Origin of the sequence: Micromonospora olivasterospora (assembly GCF_007830265.1) — a bacterium.
In the GTDB taxonomy this organism is placed as follows: Bacteria; Actinomycetota; Actinomycetes; order Mycobacteriales; family Micromonosporaceae; genus Micromonospora; species Micromonospora olivasterospora.
In genome coordinates this window covers 690331-709860 of sequence record NZ_VLKE01000001.1, presented here as the reverse complement: position 1 = coordinate 709860, position 19530 = coordinate 690331, and the positions used below count along the sequence as shown (strand labels likewise).

The 19530-nt window shown below is 74.7% G+C and carries 19 protein-coding genes; 12 read left to right on the top strand and 7 right to left on the bottom strand.

Annotated features, from left to right (window positions below; translation table 11 throughout):
* The first annotated feature begins 25 nt into the window (after positions 1-25).
* From hisD to hisF, 9 genes are all read left to right on the top strand, one after another.
* Entirely contained in the window at positions 26-1342 is a 1317-nt protein-coding gene (gene hisD / locus JD77_RS02915; protein WP_145772920.1) for a histidinol dehydrogenase, read from the top strand.
* 6 nt (positions 1343-1348) lie between these two features.
* Positions 1349-2422: a histidinol-phosphate transaminase gene (locus JD77_RS02910; protein WP_145772919.1), complete on the top strand. Its 1074-nt coding sequence runs from the start codon at positions 1349-1351 to the stop codon at positions 2420-2422.
* A 52-nt stretch (positions 2423-2474) separates the two neighbouring features.
* Positions 2475-3086 carry an imidazoleglycerol-phosphate dehydratase HisB gene (gene hisB / locus JD77_RS02905; protein WP_145772918.1) on the top strand — a complete coding sequence of 204 codons (612 nt, stop codon included), beginning with the start codon at positions 2475-2477 and terminating at the stop codon, positions 3084-3086.
* 46 nt (positions 3087-3132) lie between these two features.
* On the top strand, positions 3133-3306 hold the full coding sequence (locus tag JD77_RS31820; protein WP_170286365.1) for a hypothetical protein: 174 nt from the start codon (positions 3133-3135) through the stop codon (positions 3304-3306).
* 13 nt (positions 3307-3319) lie between these two features.
* On the top strand, positions 3320-3943 hold the full coding sequence (hisH, locus tag JD77_RS02900) for an imidazole glycerol phosphate synthase subunit HisH (RefSeq protein ID WP_145772917.1): 624 nt from the start codon (positions 3320-3322) through the stop codon (positions 3941-3943).
* A gap of 327 nt (positions 3944-4270) precedes the next feature.
* A complete protein-coding gene (locus JD77_RS02895; RefSeq protein ID WP_145772916.1) occupies positions 4271-4594 on the top strand; it encodes a hypothetical protein in 324 nt (107 codons plus the stop codon).
* A gap of 43 nt (positions 4595-4637) precedes the next feature.
* Positions 4638-5363: a bifunctional 1-(5-phosphoribosyl)-5-((5-phosphoribosylamino)methylideneamino)imidazole-4-carboxamide isomerase/phosphoribosylanthranilate isomerase PriA gene (priA, locus tag JD77_RS02890; protein WP_145772915.1), complete on the top strand. Its 726-nt coding sequence runs from the start codon at positions 4638-4640 to the stop codon at positions 5361-5363.
* Positions 5360-5755, top strand: a complete 396-nt coding sequence (locus tag JD77_RS02885; protein ID WP_145772914.1) for a RidA family protein — start codon at positions 5360-5362, stop codon at positions 5753-5755. The genes priA and JD77_RS02885 overlap by 4 nt, the downstream gene beginning before the upstream one ends.
* Before the next feature lie 34 nt (positions 5756-5789).
* A complete protein-coding gene (gene hisF / locus JD77_RS02880; RefSeq protein ID WP_145772913.1) occupies positions 5790-6557 on the top strand; it encodes an imidazole glycerol phosphate synthase subunit HisF in 768 nt (255 codons plus the stop codon).
* Between the two features lie 130 nt (positions 6558-6687).
* On the opposite strand, the gene JD77_RS02875 is transcribed toward hisF, so the two are convergent.
* Together JD77_RS02875 and yczE are read right to left on the bottom strand one after the other, a co-directional pair.
* The gene (locus JD77_RS02875; RefSeq protein ID WP_145772912.1) at positions 6688-7149 is read right to left on the bottom strand and encodes a hypothetical protein; all 462 of its coding nucleotides are present in this window, start codon (positions 7147-7149) and stop codon (positions 6688-6690) included.
* Between the two features lie 68 nt (positions 7150-7217).
* Entirely contained in the window at positions 7218-7886 is a 669-nt protein-coding gene (yczE, locus tag JD77_RS02870; RefSeq protein WP_145772911.1) for a membrane protein YczE, read from the bottom strand.
* Between the two features lie 58 nt (positions 7887-7944).
* Between yczE and yczR the strand changes: the two genes are divergently transcribed.
* On the top strand, positions 7945-9402 hold the full coding sequence (gene yczR, locus JD77_RS02865) for a MocR-like transcription factor YczR (RefSeq protein ID WP_145772910.1): 1458 nt from the start codon (positions 7945-7947) through the stop codon (positions 9400-9402).
* Between the two features lie 21 nt (positions 9403-9423).
* On the opposite strand, the gene JD77_RS02860 is transcribed toward yczR, so the two are convergent.
* The 4 genes from JD77_RS02860 to JD77_RS02845 all read right to left on the bottom strand — a co-directional run bounded on the left by JD77_RS02860 (position 9424) and on the right by JD77_RS02845 (position 14556).
* Complete coding sequence (locus JD77_RS02860) at positions 9424-11250, bottom strand: AMP-dependent synthetase/ligase (protein WP_145772909.1); 1827 nt, start codon at positions 11248-11250, stop codon at positions 9424-9426.
* A 109-nt stretch (positions 11251-11359) separates the two neighbouring features.
* On the bottom strand, positions 11360-12688 hold the full coding sequence (locus JD77_RS02855; protein WP_281292163.1) for an IS4 family transposase: 1329 nt from the start codon (positions 12686-12688) through the stop codon (positions 11360-11362).
* 192 nt (positions 12689-12880) lie between these two features.
* The gene (locus JD77_RS02850) at positions 12881-13822 is read right to left on the bottom strand and encodes a terpene synthase family protein (RefSeq protein WP_145772907.1); all 942 of its coding nucleotides are present in this window, start codon (positions 13820-13822) and stop codon (positions 12881-12883) included.
* A gap of 104 nt (positions 13823-13926) precedes the next feature.
* On the bottom strand, positions 13927-14556 hold the full coding sequence (locus tag JD77_RS02845; protein ID WP_145772906.1) for a TIGR03085 family metal-binding protein: 630 nt from the start codon (positions 14554-14556) through the stop codon (positions 13927-13929).
* 166 nt (positions 14557-14722) lie between these two features.
* On the opposite strand from JD77_RS02845, the gene JD77_RS02840 reads away from it, so the two are divergent.
* On the top strand, positions 14723-16600 hold the full coding sequence (locus tag JD77_RS02840; protein WP_145772905.1) for an ABC transporter ATP-binding protein: 1878 nt from the start codon (positions 14723-14725) through the stop codon (positions 16598-16600).
* Positions 16601-16852: 252 nt separating this feature from the next.
* The gene (locus JD77_RS02835) at positions 16853-18631 is read left to right on the top strand and encodes an ABC transporter ATP-binding protein (protein WP_145777393.1); all 1779 of its coding nucleotides are present in this window, start codon (positions 16853-16855) and stop codon (positions 18629-18631) included.
* Positions 18632-18720: 89 nt separating this feature from the next.
* On the opposite strand, the gene JD77_RS02830 is transcribed toward JD77_RS02835, so the two are convergent.
* Complete coding sequence (locus JD77_RS02830) at positions 18721-19314, bottom strand: TetR/AcrR family transcriptional regulator (protein ID WP_145777392.1); 594 nt, start codon at positions 19312-19314, stop codon at positions 18721-18723.
* Positions 19315-19530 lie beyond the last annotated feature (216 nt).

Here is a 19530-nt window from a genome sequence, read left to right as displayed (position 1 = left end):
GGGCCGGCGGCCTAGACTCGCAGGCGTGTTGAACCGGATCGACCTGCGCGGCGTCGCCCGTGACCCGCGCCGCCTGCTGCCCCGTGCCCAGCTCGACGTCTCCGTGGCCGTCGAGCGGATCCGCCCCCTCGTCGAGGCGGTCCGGGAGCATGGGTACGCGGCGATCCGCGACGCGAGCGAACGGTTCGACGGGGTCTCGCCCGAGCGGCTGCGGGTGCCCGGCGCGGCGATCGCGGCGGCCGAGCGGGCGCTCGACCCGGCGGTCCGGGCGGCCCTGCTGGAGTCGATCGGCCGGGCCCGCCGGGTGCACGCCGATCAGCGGCGCACGGACCACACCACCCAGGTGGTGCCGGGCGGCACGGTCACCGAGCGGTGGGTGCCGGTCGACCGGGTCGGCCTGTACGTCCCCGGGGGCCTGGCGATGTACCCGTCGACCGTGGTGATGAACGTGGTTCCCGCCCAGGCGGCCGGCGTGCGTTCGCTGGTCGTGGCCAGCCCGCCGCAGAAGGACAACGGCGGCCTGCCCGACGCCCGGGTCCTCGCCGCGTGCGCACTGCTCGGCGTCGACGAGGTGTACGCCGTCGGCGGCGCCCAGGCGGTGGCCATGCTCGCCTACGGGGCGACGGTCGACCCGGCCGGCGCCGAGCGCTGCGAGCCCGTCGACATGATCACCGGGCCGGGCAACATCTGGGTCACCGCCGCGAAGCGGCTGCTGCGCGGGGTGGTCGGCATCGACGCCGAGGCCGGCCCGACCGAGATCGCCATTCTCGCCGACGACACCGCCGACCCGGCGCACGTCGCCGCCGACCTGATCAGCCAGGCCGAGCACGATCCCCTCGCGGCGAGCGTCCTGGTCACGCCGTCGGTGGCGCTGGCCGACGCGGTCGAGGCCGAGCTGGCCCGGCAGGTGCCGGCGACCAAGCACGCCGAGCGGGTCGCCACCGCCCTCGGCGGGGAGCAGAGCGGCGTGGTGCTCGTCGACGACCTGGCCGCCGGTCTGCGGGTGGTCGACGCGTACGCGGCCGAGCACCTGGAGATCCAGACCGCGGACGCCCGCGAGTGGGCGCTGCGGGTGCGCAACGCCGGGGCGATCTTCGTGGGCGCGTACTCGCCGGTGTCGCTCGGCGACTACTGCGCCGGCTCCAACCACGTCCTGCCGACCGGCGGCTGCGCCCGGCACTCCTCCGGGTTGTCCGTGCAGTCCTTCCTGCGCGGCATCCACCTCGTGGAGTACACCGAGGACGCGCTGCGCGAGGTCGCCCCGCACGTGGTGACCCTCGCCGGGGTGGAGGACCTGCCCGCCCACGGGCAGGCGGTCAGTGTCCGCTTCGCGGGAAGGTAGGACGGCGTGACCAGCCTTGACGACCTGCCGATCCGGGACGACCTGCGCGGGCTGTCCCCGTACGGGGCGCCGCAGCTCGACGTGCCGGTGCGGCTGAACACCAACGAGAACTCCCACCCGGTGCCGGAGCCGGTGGCGGACGCCATCGCCAAGGCCCTCGCGGCCGAGCTGCGCGACCTGAACCGCTACCCCGACCGGGACGCCGTGGCGCTGCGCGCCGACCTGGCCGCGTACCTGGGCCACGGGCTCACCGTCGAGCAGGTGTGGGCGGCCAACGGCTCCAACGAGATCCAGCAGCAGCTGCTCCAGGCGTTCGGCGGGCCGGGGCGCACGGCGCTGGGCTTCACCCCGGCGTACTCGATGCACCCGCTGCTGGCGCTGGGCACCGGCACCGGCTGGGTGCCGGCCCGGCGGGGGGTCGACTTCGGGCTGACCGCCGACGAGGCGGTGGCCCAGGTCCGGGAGCACAACCCCGACGTGGTGTTCCTCTGCTCGCCCAACAACCCGACCGGCACCGCGCTCGACCCGGCGGTGGTCGCCGCCGTCCTCGACGCCGCCCCCGGCATGGTGGTGGTCGACGAGGCGTACGCGGAGTTCGCCCGGCCCGGCGCGGTCAGCGCCCTCGCGGTGCTGCCCGGCCACCCCCGGCTCGTGGTGACCCGCACGATGAGCAAGGCGTTCGGCTTCGCCGGCGGCCGGCTCGGGTACCTGGCCGCCGACCCGGCCGTGGTGGCGGCGGTGCAGCTCGTCCGGCTGCCGTACCACCTCTCGGCGCTCACCCAGGCCGCCGCGCGGGCGGCGCTGGCGCACCGCGACGCCCTGCTCGGCACGGTCGACGCGATCAAGGCCCAGCGGGACCGGATCGTCGCCGAGCTGCGCGCCCGAGGGCACCGGGTCGCCGACAGCGACGCCAACTTCGTGCTGTTCGCCGTCGAGGGGGACCAGGCGGCCGCGTGGCGGGCCCTGCTGGAGCGGGGCGTGCTCGTCCGCGACGTCGGCCTGCCCGGCTGGCTGCGGGTCACCGCCGGCACCCCTGCCGAGACCGACGCCTTCCTCGCCGCAATGGAGAATGTTCGATGAGAGCGCGAGGAGTGAGCTTGCGAGCCCCGCAGTCGCGATCGAAAGGCGAGCAATGAGTCGCACCGCCCGGGTGGAACGGGTCACCAAGGAGACCAAGGTCCTCGTCGAGATCGACCTCGACGGCACCGGCCAGGCCGAGATCAGCACCGGGGTCGGCTTCTACGACCACATGCTGCACCAGATCGCCCGGCACGGCGGCTTCGACCTGACGGTACGGACGGTGGGTGACCTGGAGATCGACGCGCACCACACCATGGAGGACACCGTGCTCGCGCTGGGCGCCGCGTTCGACCAGGCGCTGGGGGACAAGGCCGGCATCCGGCGGTACGGCTCGGCGACCGTCCCCATGGACGAGGTACTGGTCCGCGCCGCCGTCGACCTGTCCGGCCGGCCGTACGTGGTGCACGACGAGCCGCCGCTGGCCCCGTACATCGGGCCGGTCTACCCGACCAGCATGACCCGGCACATCTGGGAGTCCTTCGGCCAGGCGGCCCGGATCACGCTGCACGTGGACGTGCTGCGGGCGGCCCGCCCCGGCGGCCACCCGGACGCCCACCACGTCGTCGAGGCGCAGTTCAAGGCGGTCTCCCGGGCGCTGCGGGAGGCCACCGCGGTCGACCCGCGCGCGGCGGGCGCGATCCCCAGCACCAAGGGGGCCCTGTGACCGGGACGGCGCGGCGGACCGCCGCGGCGACGGAAGGAAGGCGCTGATGGCTGCGGTGCTGCCCACCCTGCTGTTGATCCTGGCGGGCGTGCTCGTCGGCGGGACGTGGTCGCTGTACCGCCATGGTGCGTCGCGGGGTGCCATCGTGATCACGGCGCTGCTCGCGGTGCTCGCCACCGCCAGCGGGGTGCTCTGGCTGTTACCCGGGGAGGGCTCATGAGCGAGGCGGCGGCATGAGCAAGCGGATCGTGGTCCTCGACTACGGCTCGGGCAACCTCCGCTCGGCCGAGCGGGCCCTGGAGCGGGTCGGCGGGGACGTCACGGTGACGGACGACCTGGCCGCCGCCGCCGAGGCAGACGGCCTCGTCGTGCCGGGCGTCGGGGCGTTCGCCGCCTGCATGGCGGGGATCGAGGCGCTGGGCGCGGGGCCGGTGATCGCCGAGCGGGTCGCCGCCGGCCGCCCGGTGCTCGGCATCTGCGTCGGCATGCAGGTGCTGTTCGAGCACGGCGACGAGCACGGCGTGGTGACCAAGGGCCTCGGGCTGCTGCCGGGCGGGGTGACCCGGCTGCCGGCCGCCCGGCTGCCGCACATGGGCTGGAACACCGTGCACGCCCCCGCCGCGTCGGCGCTGTTCGCCGGCCTGCCGGCCGACAGCCGGTTCTACTTCGTCCACTCGTACGGGGCCAGCGACCCGGCGGCGCTGGCCGCGGCGGGGGTCACGGTGACCACGGCCCACCACGAGGCGGACTTCGTCGCCGCCGTCGAGCGGGGCGCGCTGTCGGCCGTGCAGTTCCACCCGGAGAAGTCGGCCGACACCGGTGCGGCGCTGCTGCGCAACTGGCTGGCCGCCCTGTGAGCGCGAGGAGTGCAGCGGAGCGGAGCCCCGCAGTCGCGAGCGAAAGGCCAGCTCTGTGAGCGCGAGGAGTGCAGCGGAGCGGAGCCCCGCAGTCGCGAGCGAAAGGCCAGCTCTGTGAGCGCGAGGAGTGCAGCGGAGCGGAGCCCCGCAGTCGCGAGCGAAAGGCCAGCTCTGTGAGCGCGAGGAGTGCAGCGGAGCGGAGCCCCGCAGTCGCGAGCAAAGGCCAGCTCTGTGAGCGCGAGGAGTGCAGCGGAGCGGAGCCCCGCAGTCGCGAGCGAAAGGCCGGCCCTGTGACCGGGCGGCTGGCGGCGGACGAGGGGCAGCTCGGTGAGCAAGGAGCGGGCCCGCCGGCGGGAGGCCCGCGAGGCCGAGTTGGCGCGGGAGCGGGCCGTACGGCGCCGCCGGGTGGTCCGCCGGGAGCGCCGCCGGGCGCTGGTGCGCCGGGTCACGCCCCGCTGGCCGCGTCGCCGCAGCGGCCGGCTCGCCCGGCACAGCCGCGGGGAGCGGGCGGCGATCGTCGGGCTGACCGTCGTCGCGCTGGTCGGGATCTGGGCGTTCGTCGACAGCCTCGCGCTGCGGCTGGCGCTGGCCGTGCTGTTGCTGCTGGTGCTGCCGGCGATCGTGGTGATCGCCCTGGACCGGCGTTCCTGACGCGTCGCCGTCGCTGACAGAAGTTGACCGAAGGAGTGGAAACGTGAGCCTGACCCTGTTGCCTGCCGTGGACGTCGCCGACGGCCAGGCCGTCCGGCTGGTGCAGGGCGCCGCCGGCAGCGAGACCGCGTACGGCGATCCCCTCGAGGCGGCGCTGGCGTGGCAGCGCGACGGCGCCGAGTGGATCCACCTGGTGGACCTGGACGCCGCGTTCGGCCGGGGCTCCAACGCCGCCCTGCTGGCCGACGTGGTCCGCCGGCTCGACGTCAAGGTGGAACTCTCCGGAGGCATCCGCGACGACGAGTCGCTGCGGGCCGCCCTGGCCACCGGCGCGGCCCGGGTCAACATCGGCACGGCCGCGCTGGAGGACCCGCAGTGGTGCGACCGGATCTGCGGCGAGTACGGCGACCGGGTCGCCATCGGCCTGGACGTGCGGGGCCGTACCCTGGCGGCCCGGGGCTGGACCCGCGAGGGCGGTGACCTGTTCGAGGTGCTGGAGCGGCTCGACAAGGCCGGGGCCTCCCGGTACGTGGTCACCGACATCACCAAGGACGGCACCATGCGCGGGCCGAACCTGGACCTGCTGCGCGAGGTCTGCGCCCGCACCGGCGCCCCGGTGATCGCCTCCGGGGGCGTGTCGACCCTGGACGACCTGCGCGCCCTGGCGGCCCTGGAGCCGGTCGGGGTCGAGGGCGTGATCGCCGGCAAGGCGCTCTACGCGGGCGCGTTCACCGTGCGGCAGGCGCTCGACGTCCTGGCTGCCGCGTGACCGCCGTCACCCGGCTCGGCTCCGGCGGCCCCTGGGAGGCCGTGTACGGCTACTCGCGGGTGGTCCGCGCGGGCGATCTGGCGATCACCGCCGGCTGCACCTCGACCGTCGACGGCCGGGTGGTACACGTCGGCGACGCCGCCGCGCAGACCGCGCAGGCGCTGCGGATCGGCCTGGCCGCGCTCGCCGAGGTGGGCGCGGGGCCGACCGACGTGGTCCGGACCCGGATGTACGTGACCGACCGGAGCCTCGCCGACGAGATCGGCCGGGCGCACAACGCGGTGTTCGGGGCGGTCCGCCCGGTGGCGACCATGGTGGTGGTGGCCGGGCTGATCGACCCGGAGCACCTGGTGGAGGTCGAGCTGGAGGCGTACCTCGGGGACGTGGGGTGAGGGAGGCGCGACGGTCGGGGGATAGGCTCGCGGCATGACGGTGGCGGTACGGGTGATCCCGTGTCTGGACGTGGACGCGGGGCGGGTGGTCAAAGGGGTCAACTTCCTCGACCTGCGGGACGCGGGCGACCCGGTGGAGCTGGCCGCGGCGTACGACCGGGCGGGCGCGGACGAGCTGACCTTCCTGGACGTGACCGCCTCGTCCAGCGACCGCGGCACGATGCTCGACGTGGTGCGCCGCACCGCCGAGTCGGTGTTCATCCCGCTGACCGTCGGCGGGGGCGTCCGGCAGGTCGCCGACGTCGACACCCTGCTGCGGGCCGGCGCCGACAAGGTCGGGGTGAACACCGCCGCGATCGCCCGGCCGGAGCTGATCGCCGAGATCGCCGACCGGTTCGGCCGGCAGGTGCTGGTGCTCTCCCTCGACGTGCGCCGCGCCCCGGCCGGCGGGACGCCGAGCGGCTTCGAGGTGACCACCCACGGCGGCCGCCGGGGCACCGGGATCGACGCGGTCGAGTGGGCGCGGCGCGGCGCCGAGCTGGGCGCGGGGGAGCTCCTGCTCAACTCGATGGACGCCGACGGCACCAAGGCCGGCTTCGACCTGGAGCTGATCGGTGCGGTGCGCCGCGTCGTCGACGTACCGGTGGTGGCCAGCGGCGGCGCGGGCGAGATCGGCCACTTTCCGCCGGCGGTCGCGGCGGGGGCCGACGCGGTGCTGGCCGCGAGCGTCTTCCACTTCGGGGAGCTGACCGTCGGCGAGGTCAAGGAGAGCCTCCGGGCCTCGGGCCACCCTGTCCGCTGACAGCCGCCCTGTCCGCTGACGGCCACCCTGTCCGCTGACGGCCACCCTGTCCGCTGACGGCCGGGAGGGGCCGCCGCCCGCGCGGCACCATCCGCGCCCGGCGCGCCGGCCGGGCGGACGGGAGACCCGGTCAGCCGCGCCCGGACTGCCCCTCGGGCGAGCGGCGGGGAGCCGGGATCGAGCGGACGACGTACTCCTGCACGGCGGCGGCGTGCTCCTCCTCGGCGAGCGTCCAGTCGGCGCTGCCCGGGGTGTGCCGGCGACGCAGCGCGCCCTGCACGGTGTCCACCATGGTCGCCAGGCCGGCACTCGGCCGGGTGCGCCAGAGTCGTTCGCCCTCGCTGGTGATCCGGAACCAGCCGTCCGAGACGGTCACCAGGCCGGCGCCGAGCAGCCGTCGGACGGCGTTCTCCACCTCGTGCCGTTCGGGTATGGCCTGGTTGAGGTGGTCGGCGGTGGAGAGCACGTCAGCGAGCCGGACCCCCTCCGGCCGGCGGGTCGACGCCGACCGGCGGTGCCGCCCCGCGCCGCTCGCGATGACCAGTGCCACGAAGATCCAGGCGTCCGTCCAGCGCCATCCGTTCTCCCCCATGTAGGAATGATGCCGTGCCCGGGCCTCGGAGGAAACTGCCACTTTGGCTACCCCGTCGTCGTCCCAGCTCAGCCCGGCTGTCCGCGCCGCACCGCGACCGGCGCGACGCGGTCGGTGGCCGGCCGCGCCGGCAGGGTCACCGCGCATCTGGGCAGGAACAGCTGGACCAGGGGCCCGATGGCGAGCGCGTACGCGACCGTGCCGACGCCGACCGTGCCGCCCAGCAGCCAGCCCAGCGCCAGCACGGTGACCTCGATGACGGTGCGGACGAGCCGGATCGACCGGCCCGGGCGGCGGGCCACGTACCCCGTCATGAGGCCGTCCCGGGGGCCCGGGCCGAGCCGCGCGCCGAGGTACAGCGCGGTGGCGGCGCCGTTGGTCACGATCCCGGCGACGAGCAGCGCCGCCCGCGCCGGCAGCGGGGCGCCGCCCGGCAGCAGGGCCAGGGTGGCGTCGACCACCAGCCCGATGACGAGCACGTTGCTGACCGTGCCCAGGCCGGGGCGCTGCCGCAGCGGGATCCACAGCAGCAGGACGAGCGCGCCGACGGCGATGGTGACGGTGCCGAACGACAGCCCGGTGCGCCGGGACAGCCCCTGGTGGAACACGTCCCACGGGTCGAGGCCGAGCTCGGAGCGGACCATCAGCGCCATGCTCGCGCCGTACAGGACGAGCCCCGCGTAGAGCTGGGTCAGGCGCCGGACCGGACGCTGGAGCAGATTGCCAATATCTGACATGCATGCCACTCTAGGGGCCAATTCTGATGCGGGAAGAGCCAATATGGGAGGGGTGGCCATGACAAGTCAGGTGCGCGGTGCCCAATTGGCTCGACTGCTGGGACAGTGGCACGCCCTGCCGGGCCGTCGGCGCAGCCCCGACTACGCCGCGCTCGCCGCCGCCGTCCGCGGCCTGCTCGCCGACGGCCGCCTGCCCCTGGGCGTACGCCTGCCGGCCGAGCGCGAGCTGGCCGAGGCGCTGCGGATCAGCCGGACCACGGTGACCGCGGCGTACCGGCAGCTGCGGGAGACCGGCCACCTGGCCAGCCGGCGCGGCGCGGGGAGCTGGACGATGCTTCCGGGCACCCATCGCGTGGCCAGCACCGGTCTGTGGACCCCGCAGGACGACCGGGACATGATCGACCTCGGGGTGGCGGCGCTGGCCGCCCCGCCGGAACTGCTCGCCGCCGCCCGCGCCGCGGCCGAGGATCTGCCCCGCTACCTGGGCGGGGCGGGCTACCATCCGACGGGCATCATCGAGCTGCGCGAGGCGGTGGCCGCCGGGTACGCGGCGCGCGGCCTGCCCACCTCGCCCGACCAGATCATGGTCACCAGCGGCACCCAGCACGCGCTGGACCTGGTGCTGCGGCTCGCCCTCGCCCCCGGCGGCAGCGTCCTGGTCGAGTCCCCGACGTACCCGAACGCCCTGGCCGCGCTGGCCGCGCGCCGGGCCCGGATCACCACCCACGGCCTGGCCGTCGACGGGCCCGGCTGGGACGCGGACCTGCTGCTGGGCAGCCTGCGCCAGGGCCGGCCGAAGCTGGCGTACCTGATCCCGGAGTTCCAGAACCCCACCGGGCACCTGATGCCCGCCGGGCTGCGCGAGCGGGTGGTCGCCGCCGCGCACGCGGCCGGCACCGACCTGGTCATCGACGAGTCGTTCGTGGACCTGCCGCTGGACGGCACCCCGCTGCCGCCGCCCGTCGCCACCTTCGACCGGCACTCGCGGGTGATCTCCATCGGCGGGATGAGCAAGCCGTACTGGGGTGGCCTGCGGATCGGCTGGGTGCGCGCCTCCGCCCCGCAGGTGCAGCGGCTGGCCGCGGCCCGGGTCGGGGTGGACATGGCCAGCCCGGTGCTGGACCAGCTGGTCGCGGTCCAGTTACTCGCCGCCGGGCCGGCCATCGTCGCCGCCCGCCGGGCGCAGCTCGCCGCGCAGCGGGACGCGCTCACGGGCGCGCTGGCCGAGCTGCTGCCGGACTGGCGGGTCACCGTGCCGCGCGGCGGCGTGACGCTCTGGGTCGAGCTGGACGGGCCGATCTCCAGCGCCCTCGCCCGGGAGGCCGAGGAGATCGGCGTACGGCTGGCGCCCGGTCCCCGGTTCGGCCTGGACGGGACGCTGGAGCGCTTCCTGCGACTGCCGTTCACCCTGCCCGCCGCGGACCTCGTCGAGGCCGTCGGCCGGCTCGCCGCCGTCCGGTACGACCTGGACCGCGGCGGCCGGCCCCAGTGGCGGGAGCCGGCGGTCATCGCCTGACTCCCGCCCTGGCCGGTCGGCTCAGATCTCCGCGAGCGATCCCTCGTACATCTTGTCGATCTCGGCGGCGAAGTTGCTCTCCACACCACGCCGCTTGATCTTCAGCGACGGGGTCATCTCGCCGTGCTCGATGGACAGGTCGCGGGGCAGGACCGTGACCTTCTTGATCGTCTCCCAGCGGTTGAGCTTCGCGTTGAGCTGCGCGACGTGCTCCTCGACCATGGCCCGGGCCTCGGCCGACGCGACGATCTCGGCGTAGCCCCTGCCCTCCAGCGGGCCGCCGGCCGCCCACGCCCGGATCGCGTCAAGGTCGAGGGTGACCAGCATCGTGCAGAAGTTGCGGGCCTGACCGATGACGACCGCCTGCGAGGTGTACGGGCAGAGCGCCTTGAACATGCCCTCGATGTGCGACGGGGCGATGTACTTGCCGCCGGACGTCTTGACCAGGTCCTTCTTGCGGTCGGTGATGCGCAGGTACCCGTCGTCGTCCAGGGTGCCGATGTCCCCCGTGCGGAAGAAGCCGTCGGCGGTGAACGCGGCGGCCGTCTCCTCGGGCAGGTTGTGGTAGCCGCGCATCACCGGCGTGCCGCGCACCAGGATCTCCTTGTCGGTGTCGATCCGGCACTCCAGGTCGCCCAGCGCCTTGCCGACGGTGCCGATGCGCAGCCCGCCCGGCGGGTTGACGAAGTTCCCGGCGCTGGTCTCGGTCAGGCCGTACCCCTCGGAGATCGGCAGGTTGGCGGCGGCGAAGAAGGTGGCGATCTCCGGGCTCAGCGGCGCGGAACCGGAGACCAGCACCCGGATCCGCCCGCCGAGGCGGGCCTGGAGCTTGCTGAACACCAGCTTCTCGGCCAGCGCGTAGCGCAGCCGCAGCCCGACGGGGACCGGCTTGCCGGCCTGCTCGAGCGCGACCTTCTGCCTGCCGGTCCGCACCCCCCAGGCGAAGATCTTCGCCTTCGCGCCGCCGGCGTCCCGGGCGGTGGTGACCGCCTTGTTGTAGACCTTCTCGAAGATCCGGGGCGCCCCGCACAGCAGCGTCGGGCGGACGACGGACAGCAGTTCGACCAGCTTGTCCACCCGGCCGTCGACGTACGTGGGCAGGCCGACGTGGGTCACCCCGCAGAGCAGGGTCTTGCCGAACGAGTGGGACAGCGGGAGCCAGAGGTACTGCAGGTCGTCGTCGCGCAGCAGCCCCACGTCCGCCTGCGCCACCCCCTCCCAGCACCAGCCGCCGTGCAGCAGTTCGACGCCCTTGGGACGGCCGGTGGTGCCCGAGGTGTAGATCAGGGTGGCCAGGTGCTCCGGCCCGATCCCCTCGGCCAGCCGCTCGACGAGCCCCGGCTCGGCCTCGAGCGCCCGGGCGCCGCGCTCCGCCAACTCGGCCAGGGTGAGCTGGGGCACGGCCGCGGCGGGGTCGGCCGCGCCGTCGAAGAGCACCACGTGGGTCAGCGCCGGCAGCTCCGCCCCGGCGACCTTAGCGGCCTGGACGGGGTTCTCGGCGAACAGCACCCGGGACCCGGAGTCCGCGACGATGTACGTGGCGTCCGCGGACTCGGTGGTCGGGTACACCGTCGTGGTGGCGCCGCCGGCCAGCATGATGCCGAAGTCGGCGAGCACCCAGTCGAGCCGGGTGCTCGACAGGATGGCCACCGGGTCCTCCTGGCCGATGCCGAGCCCGTGCAACCCGGCCGCGATCGCCTTGGCGCGCTGCCCGACCTGCGCCCAGGTCAGCCAGACCGGCCCGGAGTCGTCGGGGGCGGGGTGGCCGAAGGCACGGCGGTCGGGGGTCGCCGCCACGCGCTGGAGGAACATGTCCGGGATGGAGCGGTACGGTACATCGAGAGCCATCGCTGTAGCCGCCTTCGGGGGTGGAGGCGTGACGGGGGTCACGTCGGTTCTGCGGTTACCGAAGAGTATTGCCTGCCCCCGGACGTCGGCTAGTGGCAACGCCGCTCGGTTAAGGTCCGGCGGGTGTTTCGCAATGGTTTGTGATGATGTCGATCGCGATGGTGGCTTTGTAGCTATGCCGGTCTACGTTGGGTCCGCGGGCTTGGTACTTGGAGTTTGAGCGTTTGATCATCCGGGTTTTCACCCGGATCCGGCGGTCGGGTAGCAGGTGGGCCAGGACCGCGCGGCCGATGGCGCCGACCAGGTCGATGACGGTGTCGGCGATGACGCCGGTGGCGTTGGTGATCTGGTCGCGGGCGGTGTGCAGGGCGGTGGTGAAGCTGGCTCGGTCGGGGTTGGTGGCGGGCTGGCTGTCGGTGGCATCGGTCATGGCGGTGCGGAGGGCCTGGTAGACGGTGAGCAGGGCGTAGATCTCCTGGTCGATGCCGTCGGGGGTGCGTGCGCGTAGGACCCGGCCGCCGAGGATGCTGGATTTGATCTCCAGGTAGGCGGTTTCGATTTCCCATCTGCGGTGATACAGCTTTATCAATTCGCCGGCGGGGTGGGTGTGCGGGTCGAGCAGGGTGGTGATCAGCCGGTAGCCGCTGGTGCGGGTGCCGTCGCTGGTTCTGATGGTGATCTGGGCGTCGATGACCCGCACGCGCAGGGTGCCGATGGTCGATAGCCATGAGCCGTCGCGGTAGCGGGTGATCACGGGTAGGCGGCGGCCGTTCTTGCAGCGGATCAGCAGGTCGGCCTTGGTCGCGGCGAGGGTGGTGATGAGGTCGGCGGCGGCGTAGTTGCGGTCGGCCAGTAGCAGCATCCCGGCCCGCAGGCTACGGGCCAGGGTGTGGGCCTGGTCGAGTTCACCGGTGCTGATCGGGCCGAACACGGCGTCGATGATCGAGCGGGTGCCGCAGGTCAGCAGGACACTCAGCCGCAGGGCCGGGTAGCCGGCCCCGCCGTGGTTACCCCGTTGTTTGCGGTAACGGGCCCGGACCGCCTCGGCGTCGGCTACCGACATCGTGGTCCCGTCGATCGCGGCCACCAGCAGCCCCCGCCAGCGCACGGCGTGGTTCGCCGTGGTGACCGCCGGGCCGCGGAGCAGGTCGAACAACGCCCGCAGCGGCGCAGACCCGAGCCGCTGCCGTGCCTCACGTAACGTCCCCGAGGACGGCTCGGCCAGGTCCAGCCCGGCCAGACCGGCGGTCAGTTTCCGCCACACCTGCCCGTAGCCGAGTTCGGCGAACAGGCAACCCGCCAGGACGAGATAGACCACCACCCGGGCCGGCAGCAGTCGGATCCGCTGCTGCGTACGGCGGGTCGCCGCGAGGATCTCATCGACCATCTCGAAAGGTATGAACTGGGTCAACTCACCCAGATGACCCGGTGCGAACACCCCCGCGGCTACCCTCACCGTACGGGTTATGGCAATCTGATCGACCAAAGCGGAGTTCCTGGTCTCGAGGGTGTCTTGGAGTGACTCACCTCAATACCGGAACTCCGCTTCTGTTTGCCTGAGCGACACACCCCTCGACAGCCGCCACAACGCCTTAACCGAGCGACGTTGCGGCTAGTGGACCGCCCGCGATCAGGCGTACCGGGCGGAGCGAGCCGACCAGTCGTAGGTCGCCCTGATCCAGTTGCGCCGCGCGGCCAGGAAGGCGCCCACCGCGGGAACGCCGGCCCCGAGCAACTCGGCCTCCCGCTCCGCGTACGTGGCCAGGCCCCGGTTGAACCGGTCGGCGGCGGCGCGCAGCGCCGCCGCCTCGTCCTGCCCGGTCTCGGCCGCGATCGCGCTGACCAGGTTGTGCGGGTCCGGGTCCGAGCGGTGTTCCTTGCCGTACGAGAACAGGTCGTTGCACCAGCAGACCAGGTCGCCGGCCAGGGTCTCGACGCCGGCCAGCGCCGCGGAGACCCGGCGGGCCGCCCCCGGTGGCGCGTCGTACGCCAGGTCGGTGAGGGTGAAGGCGGGGTGCACGGCGCCGGTGTGCCGGCGCAGCTGGACGTACTCGGCCACCCCCGGCACCCGCCGGTGCTGCCGGTTGGCCGCCTCCCACAGCAGCGCCAGCAGGTAGTCGCGCACCTGGCTGACGAAGCGCAGCAGCAGCGCCGGCCGCCCGTGGGCGCCGGTGCGCCGGCAGAGGTCGTCCAGCGCGGCGGCGAGCGGGCTGCCGGGCGGCGCGCCCGGGCCGCCGTGCCGGTCCAGCACGTCCAGCAGGCCGGCGACCACGGGGGCCAGCCGGGTGGGGTCGTCGCCCAGGCCGTCCTCGTCGCACGCGTCGTCGACGACGAACAACCAGGTGACCAGGTCGGTCAGCAGGCGCAGCCGGTCGGCTGCGGCGTCCGGGCAGGTGCGCCCGGCCAGCTCGGCGGCGGCGGCGCGGCGCAGCCGGCGCAGGCGCGGTTCCTCGGTGGCGAGCCCCAGCGCCCGCGCCCAGTCCAGGCTCTCCTCGGCGGCGCGGTCGGTGTCCGCGTGTCGCCGCGTGGGAAACGGCGGTTCGTGCAGTGCCGAGAGCGCGAAGCTCCGCATGTGCGCCTCTCCGTCCGGGGCGCCCCGGGCCGGGCGCCCGGACGAGGGTACGACAGCCCGGATCGGCCCCCATGATTGGCCCGTGGGCGCGACGCCGGCCGGCGTCAGATGCCCAGCCGGGCGGCGCGCAGCCGGTCGGCAAGCGCCGCCGGGCCGTCCACCTGGACCCGGGCCACCCGCTGCCGGCCGGTGAGGAACAGGGCGAGCTCGCCGGGCGCGGCGACCAGCCGGACCCGCGGGCCGCCCCGGCCCGCCGCCAGCTCGCCGTACCCGGGCGCCTGCACCAGCACGTCGGCGGGGAAGCGGCGCAGCCCGAGCCTGCCCAGCACCGCGGCCTGGCGCCACAGCCGGGCGTGCAGCCCGGCCGGCAGCTCGCGCGGCTGCCACCCGGCCGTGGCCCGGCGGACGTCCTCGTGGTGGACGTAGAACTCCAGCGTGTTGAACAGCTCGTGGGTGAGCGGGTTGCTCACCGGGCTCCACGCCGGCGGGCGGCGGACCTCGGCGACCAGCTCGGCGAACGGCCGGGTCGCGAGCTGCGCCCGCACCCGCTCGGCGCGCCGGCGCAGCGGCGGCAGCACGATCCCGCCGGCCGCGTCCGGCCGTCGCTCCCGGACGAGCAGGTGGGCGGCGAGATCCCGGACCGTCCAGCCCTCCGCGACGGTCGGCGCGTCCGGGCCCACGCTCAGCATCAGGTCGGCGAGCGCGTCGCGCTCCGACCGGGCGTACCGCGGCATGGCACCGATCGTAGGCCGGACCGCGCGCCCGGCGCGCCCCGCTGGCGGCCCGCCGCGTCGAGAACGCGCGGAACGTGATCGCCGACATGTCCGGCCCGGGGCGGCGCGGTTGGACCGGACCGGTAAGGATGAGGGGGGATAATTGCGGCTTACGGCGGGGGAGAGCGTGACCAGCAGGACAAGTCGGGACGTGCTGCGCAGAGGGCTGTGGGTTCTCGGCCGGGCGATCCGGGAACAGCCGCGGATCTTCGCGGTCGCGGTGGCCGGCAGCGTGCTCTTCGGCCTGCTGGTCGTGGCCACCGCGTACGTGGTCGGGGCGGTGGTCGGCGACGTGGTGGTGCCCGCGATCGAGCGCGGGTCGGTCGGCGTCGCGGCGCTCGCCGCGGCGGCCGGCGCCCTGTTCGGCATGAGCGTGCTGCGGGTGGTCGGCATCTGGGGCCGCCGGCTCGGCGCCGGTTACATGCAGTTCCGGCTCCAGGCCGCCTACCGCCGCCGGGTCACCCGCCGCTACCTGGACCTGCCGCTGTCCTGGCACCAGCGCAACGCCACCGGCACCCTGCTGTCCAACGCCAACTCCGACGTCGAGGCGGCCTGGTATCCGATCGCCCCGCTGCCGTTCGCGGTCGGCACGCTCGTGATGCTCGTCGGCGCGGTGGCCTCGCTCTTCGCCACCGACTGGGCGCTCGCCCTGGTCGGGCTGACCGTCTTCCCGGCGCTGTTCGCCCTCAACGTGGTCTACTCGCGCCGGATGGCCCCCCGCCAGGCCCGGGCCCAGCGGCTCCGCGCCGAGGTCAGCGGGATCGCCCACGAGAGCTTCGACGGTGCCCTGGTGGTCAAGACCATGGGCCGCGAGGCCCAGGAGACCGCCCGGTTCGCGACCCGGGCCGGCGAGCTGCGCGACGCGCTGATCTCCGTCGGCCGGCTGCGCGGCGTCTTCGACCCGATGCTGGAGGCGCTGCCCAGCCTCGGCACCCTCGCCGTGCTGGTGGTCGGCGCGTTCCGGCTCCGGCAGGGCGCGATCACCGTCACCGAGCTGGTCAGCGTCGCGTTCCTGTTCACCGTGCTGGCCTTCCCGGTGCGGGCCATCGGCTGGGTCCTGGCCGAGCTGCCGCGCAGCGTCGCCGGCTGGGACCGCGTCCGCCGGGTCCTCGACGCCACCGGCGAGATGCCGTACGGCGAGCGCGCGCTCGACCCGGACGAGGCCGGCCCGGCCACCCTCACCTTCGCCGACGTGAGCTTCGCGTACGAGCCGGCCGAGGCGCACCTGCCCGGCACCGAGGTGCTCGGCGAGGTCTCGTTCACGGTCCCCGCCGGCCGTACGGTGGCCCTGGTCGGCCCCACCGGCTCCGGGAAGTCCACGATCGCGTCGCTGGCCGTGCGGCTGGTCGACCCCCTCGCCGGCACGGTCGCCCTGGACGGGGTGGACGTCCGCGAGGTCACTCCCGCGTCGCTGGCCGGCACGGTCGCGCTGGTCGCCCAGGTGCCGTTCGTCTTCGACGACACCGTCCGGGCCAACATCACCCTCGACCGGCCGGGCGTCACCGACGACGACGTCTGGGCCGCGCTGCGGCTGGCCGAGGCCGACGGCTTCGTCGCGGCGTTGCCCGACGGGCTCGACACGATGGTCGGCGAGCGGGGCACCTCGCTCTCCGGCGGGCAGCGGCAGCGGCTCACCCTGGCCCGGGCCCTCGCGGGGCGGCCCCGCCTGCTGGTCCTCGACGACGCCACCAGCGCGGTCGACCCCCGGGTCGAGGCGGCCATCCTGGCCGGGCTGCGCGCCCCGGCCGCCGGCGGTCCGGCCGCGTCGATCCTCGTCGTGGCGTACCGGCGGGCCACCATCGCGCTGGCCGACGAGGTCGTCTACCTGGAGCAGGGGCGGGTGGTCGCCCGGGGCACCCACGTCGAGTTGCTCGCCACCGTCCCCGGCTACGCCGACCTGGTCACCGCCTACGAGCAGGCCGAGACCGACCGCGCGCAGCAGCGCACGTACGACGAGGTCGGCCCGCTGGCCTCCGGCCTGGAGGAAGTCGAGGTGGACCGGTGAGCGCGAGGAGTGCAGCGGAGCGGAGCCCCGCAGTCGCGAACGGAAGGCGGGCCCCGGTGAGCGCGAGGAGTGCAGCGGAGCGGAGCCCCGCAGTCGCGAACGGAAGGCGGGCCCCCGGTGAGCGCGAGGAGTGCAGCGGAGCGGAGCCCCGCAGTCGCGAACGGAAGGCGGGCCCCCGGTGAGCGCGAGGAGTGCAGCGGAGCGGAGCCCCGCAGTCGCGGACGAGAGGTGGGACCGGTGAGCAGCGCGACCGTGGAGCAGGACGAGCGGCCGGCGGAGGGTGGCGAGTCGACCTGGCGGACGCTGCGCCGCGGGCTGGCTCTCTCCCCGGAGCTGCGCACCGGCCTGGCCGGCACGCTCGGCCTGGCGCTGGTCTACATGGTCGGGCGGGTCGCCGTTCCGGTGGCGGTGCAGAAGGGCATCGACGACGGCATCGTCGGCGGGCTCGACCTGGGCGTGGTGTGGTCCGTCGTGGCCGTGACCGCCGCCGTCCTGGCGGTGACCACCGTCTGCGGGTACCTGATGATGCGCCGGCTGTTCACGGTCAGCGAGACGGCGCTGGCCAACGTGCGCACCCGGGCGTTCCGGCACGTGCACGACCTGTCGATGCTGCACCAGCAGTCCGAGCGGCGCGGCTCGCTGGTGTCGCGGGTGACCAGCGACGTCGACCAGATCACCCAGTTCCTCCAGTGGGGCGGCGTGATCCTGATCGTCAACCTCGGCCAGCTGCTGGTGACCACGGCCGTGATGTTGGCGTACTCGTGGCAGTTGACCCTGGTCGTGCTCGCCGCGTTCGCGCCGGCGGTGCTGGTGATCCGGCTGCTCCAACGTCGCCTCGCGGGGGCGTACGCGGTCGTCCGGCAGCGGACGGGCACCCTGCTCGGCACCATCGCCGAGAGCGTGGTGGGCGCGCCGGTGATCCGGGCGTACGGGATCGCCGGGCGGACGGCTCGCCGGCTCGACGTCGCGATCGACGGGCAGCGGCTGGCCCAGCAGCGGGCGATCCGGATCAGCATCATGGGCAGCTCGGTCGGCGAGCTGGCCGCCGGGCTGGCGCTGGCCGGCGTGGTGGCCCTCGGCATCGTCCTCGGCGCGGGCGGCGACCTGTCCATCGGCCAGCTCACCGCGTTCCTGTTCCTGGTTACGCTGTTCATCCAGCCCGTGCAGATCGCCACCGAGGTGCTCAACGAGGCGCAGAACGCGATCGCCGGCTGGCGGCGGGTGCTCGACGTGCTGGACATCGCCCCGGATGTGGCCGACCCCGGGGAACGGGGGCGGGAGCTGCCGTCGGGGCCGCTGGACGTCCGGTTCGCCGGGGTGAGCTTCGCCTACCCGGGCGGCCCGCCGGTGCTGCACGACGTGACCCTGGAGATCACGGCGAAGAGCCGGGTCGCGGTGGTCGGGGAGACCGGCAGCGGCAAGACGACGTTCGCCAAGCTGCTCACCCGGCTGATGGACCCGGCCACCGGCGAGGTGCTGCTCTCCGGGGTGCCGCTGCGGCAGGTCCGGTTCGCCTCGCTGCGCTCCCGGGTGGTGATGGTCCCGCAGGACGGCTTCCTGTTCGACGCCACCGTCGGGGAGAATGTCCGCTTCGCCCGGCCGGAGTTGACCGACGCGCAGCTCACCGCCGCCTTCACCGAGCTGGGGCTGGCCGACTGGCTGGACGGGCTCCCGTCGGGGCTGGACACGCCGGTGGGGGAGCGCGGCGAGGCGCTGAGCGTGGGCGAGCGGCAGTTGGTCGCCCTGGCCCGGGCGTACGTGGCAGACCCGGACCTGCTGGTGCTGGACGAGGCGACGAGCGCGGTCGACCCGGCCACCGAGGTACGCCTGCAACGCACCCTGGACGCGGTGACCCGGGGCCGCACGACGCTCGCCATCGCGCACCGGCTCTCCACCGCCCAGGCGGCCGACGAGGTGATCGTCGTGGACCGGGGCCGCGTGGTGCAGCGCGGGCCGCACGACGAGCTGGTCCGCGACCCGGACTCGGTCTACGGCCTGCTGTACGCGTCCTGGCTGGAGCAGACCCGCTGATTCGTCGTTCCCCGCCCTCCGGCAGGCGGGCGGGGAACGACGGCCGCGGTGGAGGTCGGGCCGGCCGGGCCGGGCGCCGGCCGGTGCCCTCACCCGAGGTCGCCGAAGAGGTAGCGCTGCACGGTGGGAGCGAGCGCGGCGACCAGGGTTTCGGGCGGGGCGGAGGCGACCGGCTCCAGCCGGAGGACGTAGCGCGTCGTGGCCAGCCCGATCAGCTGGGTGGCCACCAGCGAGCCGCGCAGCGGCAGCTCGGCCGGGTCGACGTCGAGGTGGTCGAGCACCCGGCGCAGCACCTGGGTGACCACGAACTCGCGTAGCAGCCGGGCCGTCCACTCGTTGCTGACCGCCGAGCGCAGCAGGGCCACGGCGGCGGCGCCGGCCGGCGAGTCCCACACCCCGAGGAAGGTGCGCACCAGCCGCTCCCCGAGGCCGTCCGGCGCGCCCGCGAGCACCGCCGGCAGCAGCGCCCCCGGGTCGAGCGGGGCGTTCATCGCGGCCAGGAAGAGCTGGTCCTTGCTGCCGAAGTAGTGGTGGACCAGCGCCGGGTCGACGCCCGCGGCCTGGGCGATCGACCGGATCGAGGCCGCGTCGAAGCCCCGCTCGGCGAACGCGGCGCGCGCCGCGCCGAGGATCGCCTCCCGGGTGTCCGGGTTGCCGGGCCGCCGCCCCGTTCGCCGCGCCATCGCCGCCCTTCGCTCGTCCATCGCGGGTACGCCCCAAGCCCGCCCCCGTCGCGGCCCCCGCCCGTCGCGGCCCCTTCCTGCCTGTTCCCGTCCGGCGCGGCCCGTCCCCGCCCGTCGGGGCCCATTCCTGCCTGTTCCCGTCCGGCGCGGCCCGCCCCCGCCCGTCGGGGCCCCCTTCCTGCGTGTTCCCGTCCGTCGCGGCCGTTCCCTGCCCGT

Coding starts and splice junctions, on each gene's coding strand:
- JD77_RS02850 (WP_145772907.1), bottom strand. CDS start 13,822: ATGCGGAGCTTCGCGCTCTCGGCACTGCACGAACCGCCGTTTCCCACG.
- JD77_RS02845 (WP_145772906.1), bottom strand. CDS start 14,556: ATGCCGCGGTACGCCCGGTCGGAGCGCGACGCGCTCGCCGACCTGATG.
- JD77_RS31820 (WP_170286365.1), top strand. CDS start 3,133: ATGGCTGCGGTGCTGCCCACCCTGCTGTTGATCCTGGCGGGCGTGCTC.
- yczR (WP_145772910.1), top strand. CDS start 7,945: ATGACAAGTCAGGTGCGCGGTGCCCAATTGGCTCGACTGCTGGGACAG.
- hisB (WP_145772918.1), top strand. CDS start 2,475: ATGAGTCGCACCGCCCGGGTGGAACGGGTCACCAAGGAGACCAAGGTC.
- hisF (WP_145772913.1), top strand. CDS start 5,790: ATGACGGTGGCGGTACGGGTGATCCCGTGTCTGGACGTGGACGCGGGG.
- JD77_RS02875 (WP_145772912.1), bottom strand. CDS start 7,149: ATGGGGGAGAACGGATGGCGCTGGACGGACGCCTGGATCTTCGTGGCA.
- hisH (WP_145772917.1), top strand. CDS start 3,320: ATGAGCAAGCGGATCGTGGTCCTCGACTACGGCTCGGGCAACCTCCGC.
- yczE (WP_145772911.1), bottom strand. CDS start 7,886: ATGTCAGATATTGGCAATCTGCTCCAGCGTCCGGTCCGGCGCCTGACC.
- JD77_RS02830 (WP_145777392.1), bottom strand. CDS start 19,314: ATGGCGCGGCGAACGGGGCGGCGGCCCGGCAACCCGGACACCCGGGAG.
- JD77_RS02860 (WP_145772909.1), bottom strand. CDS start 11,250: ATGGCTCTCGATGTACCGTACCGCTCCATCCCGGACATGTTCCTCCAG.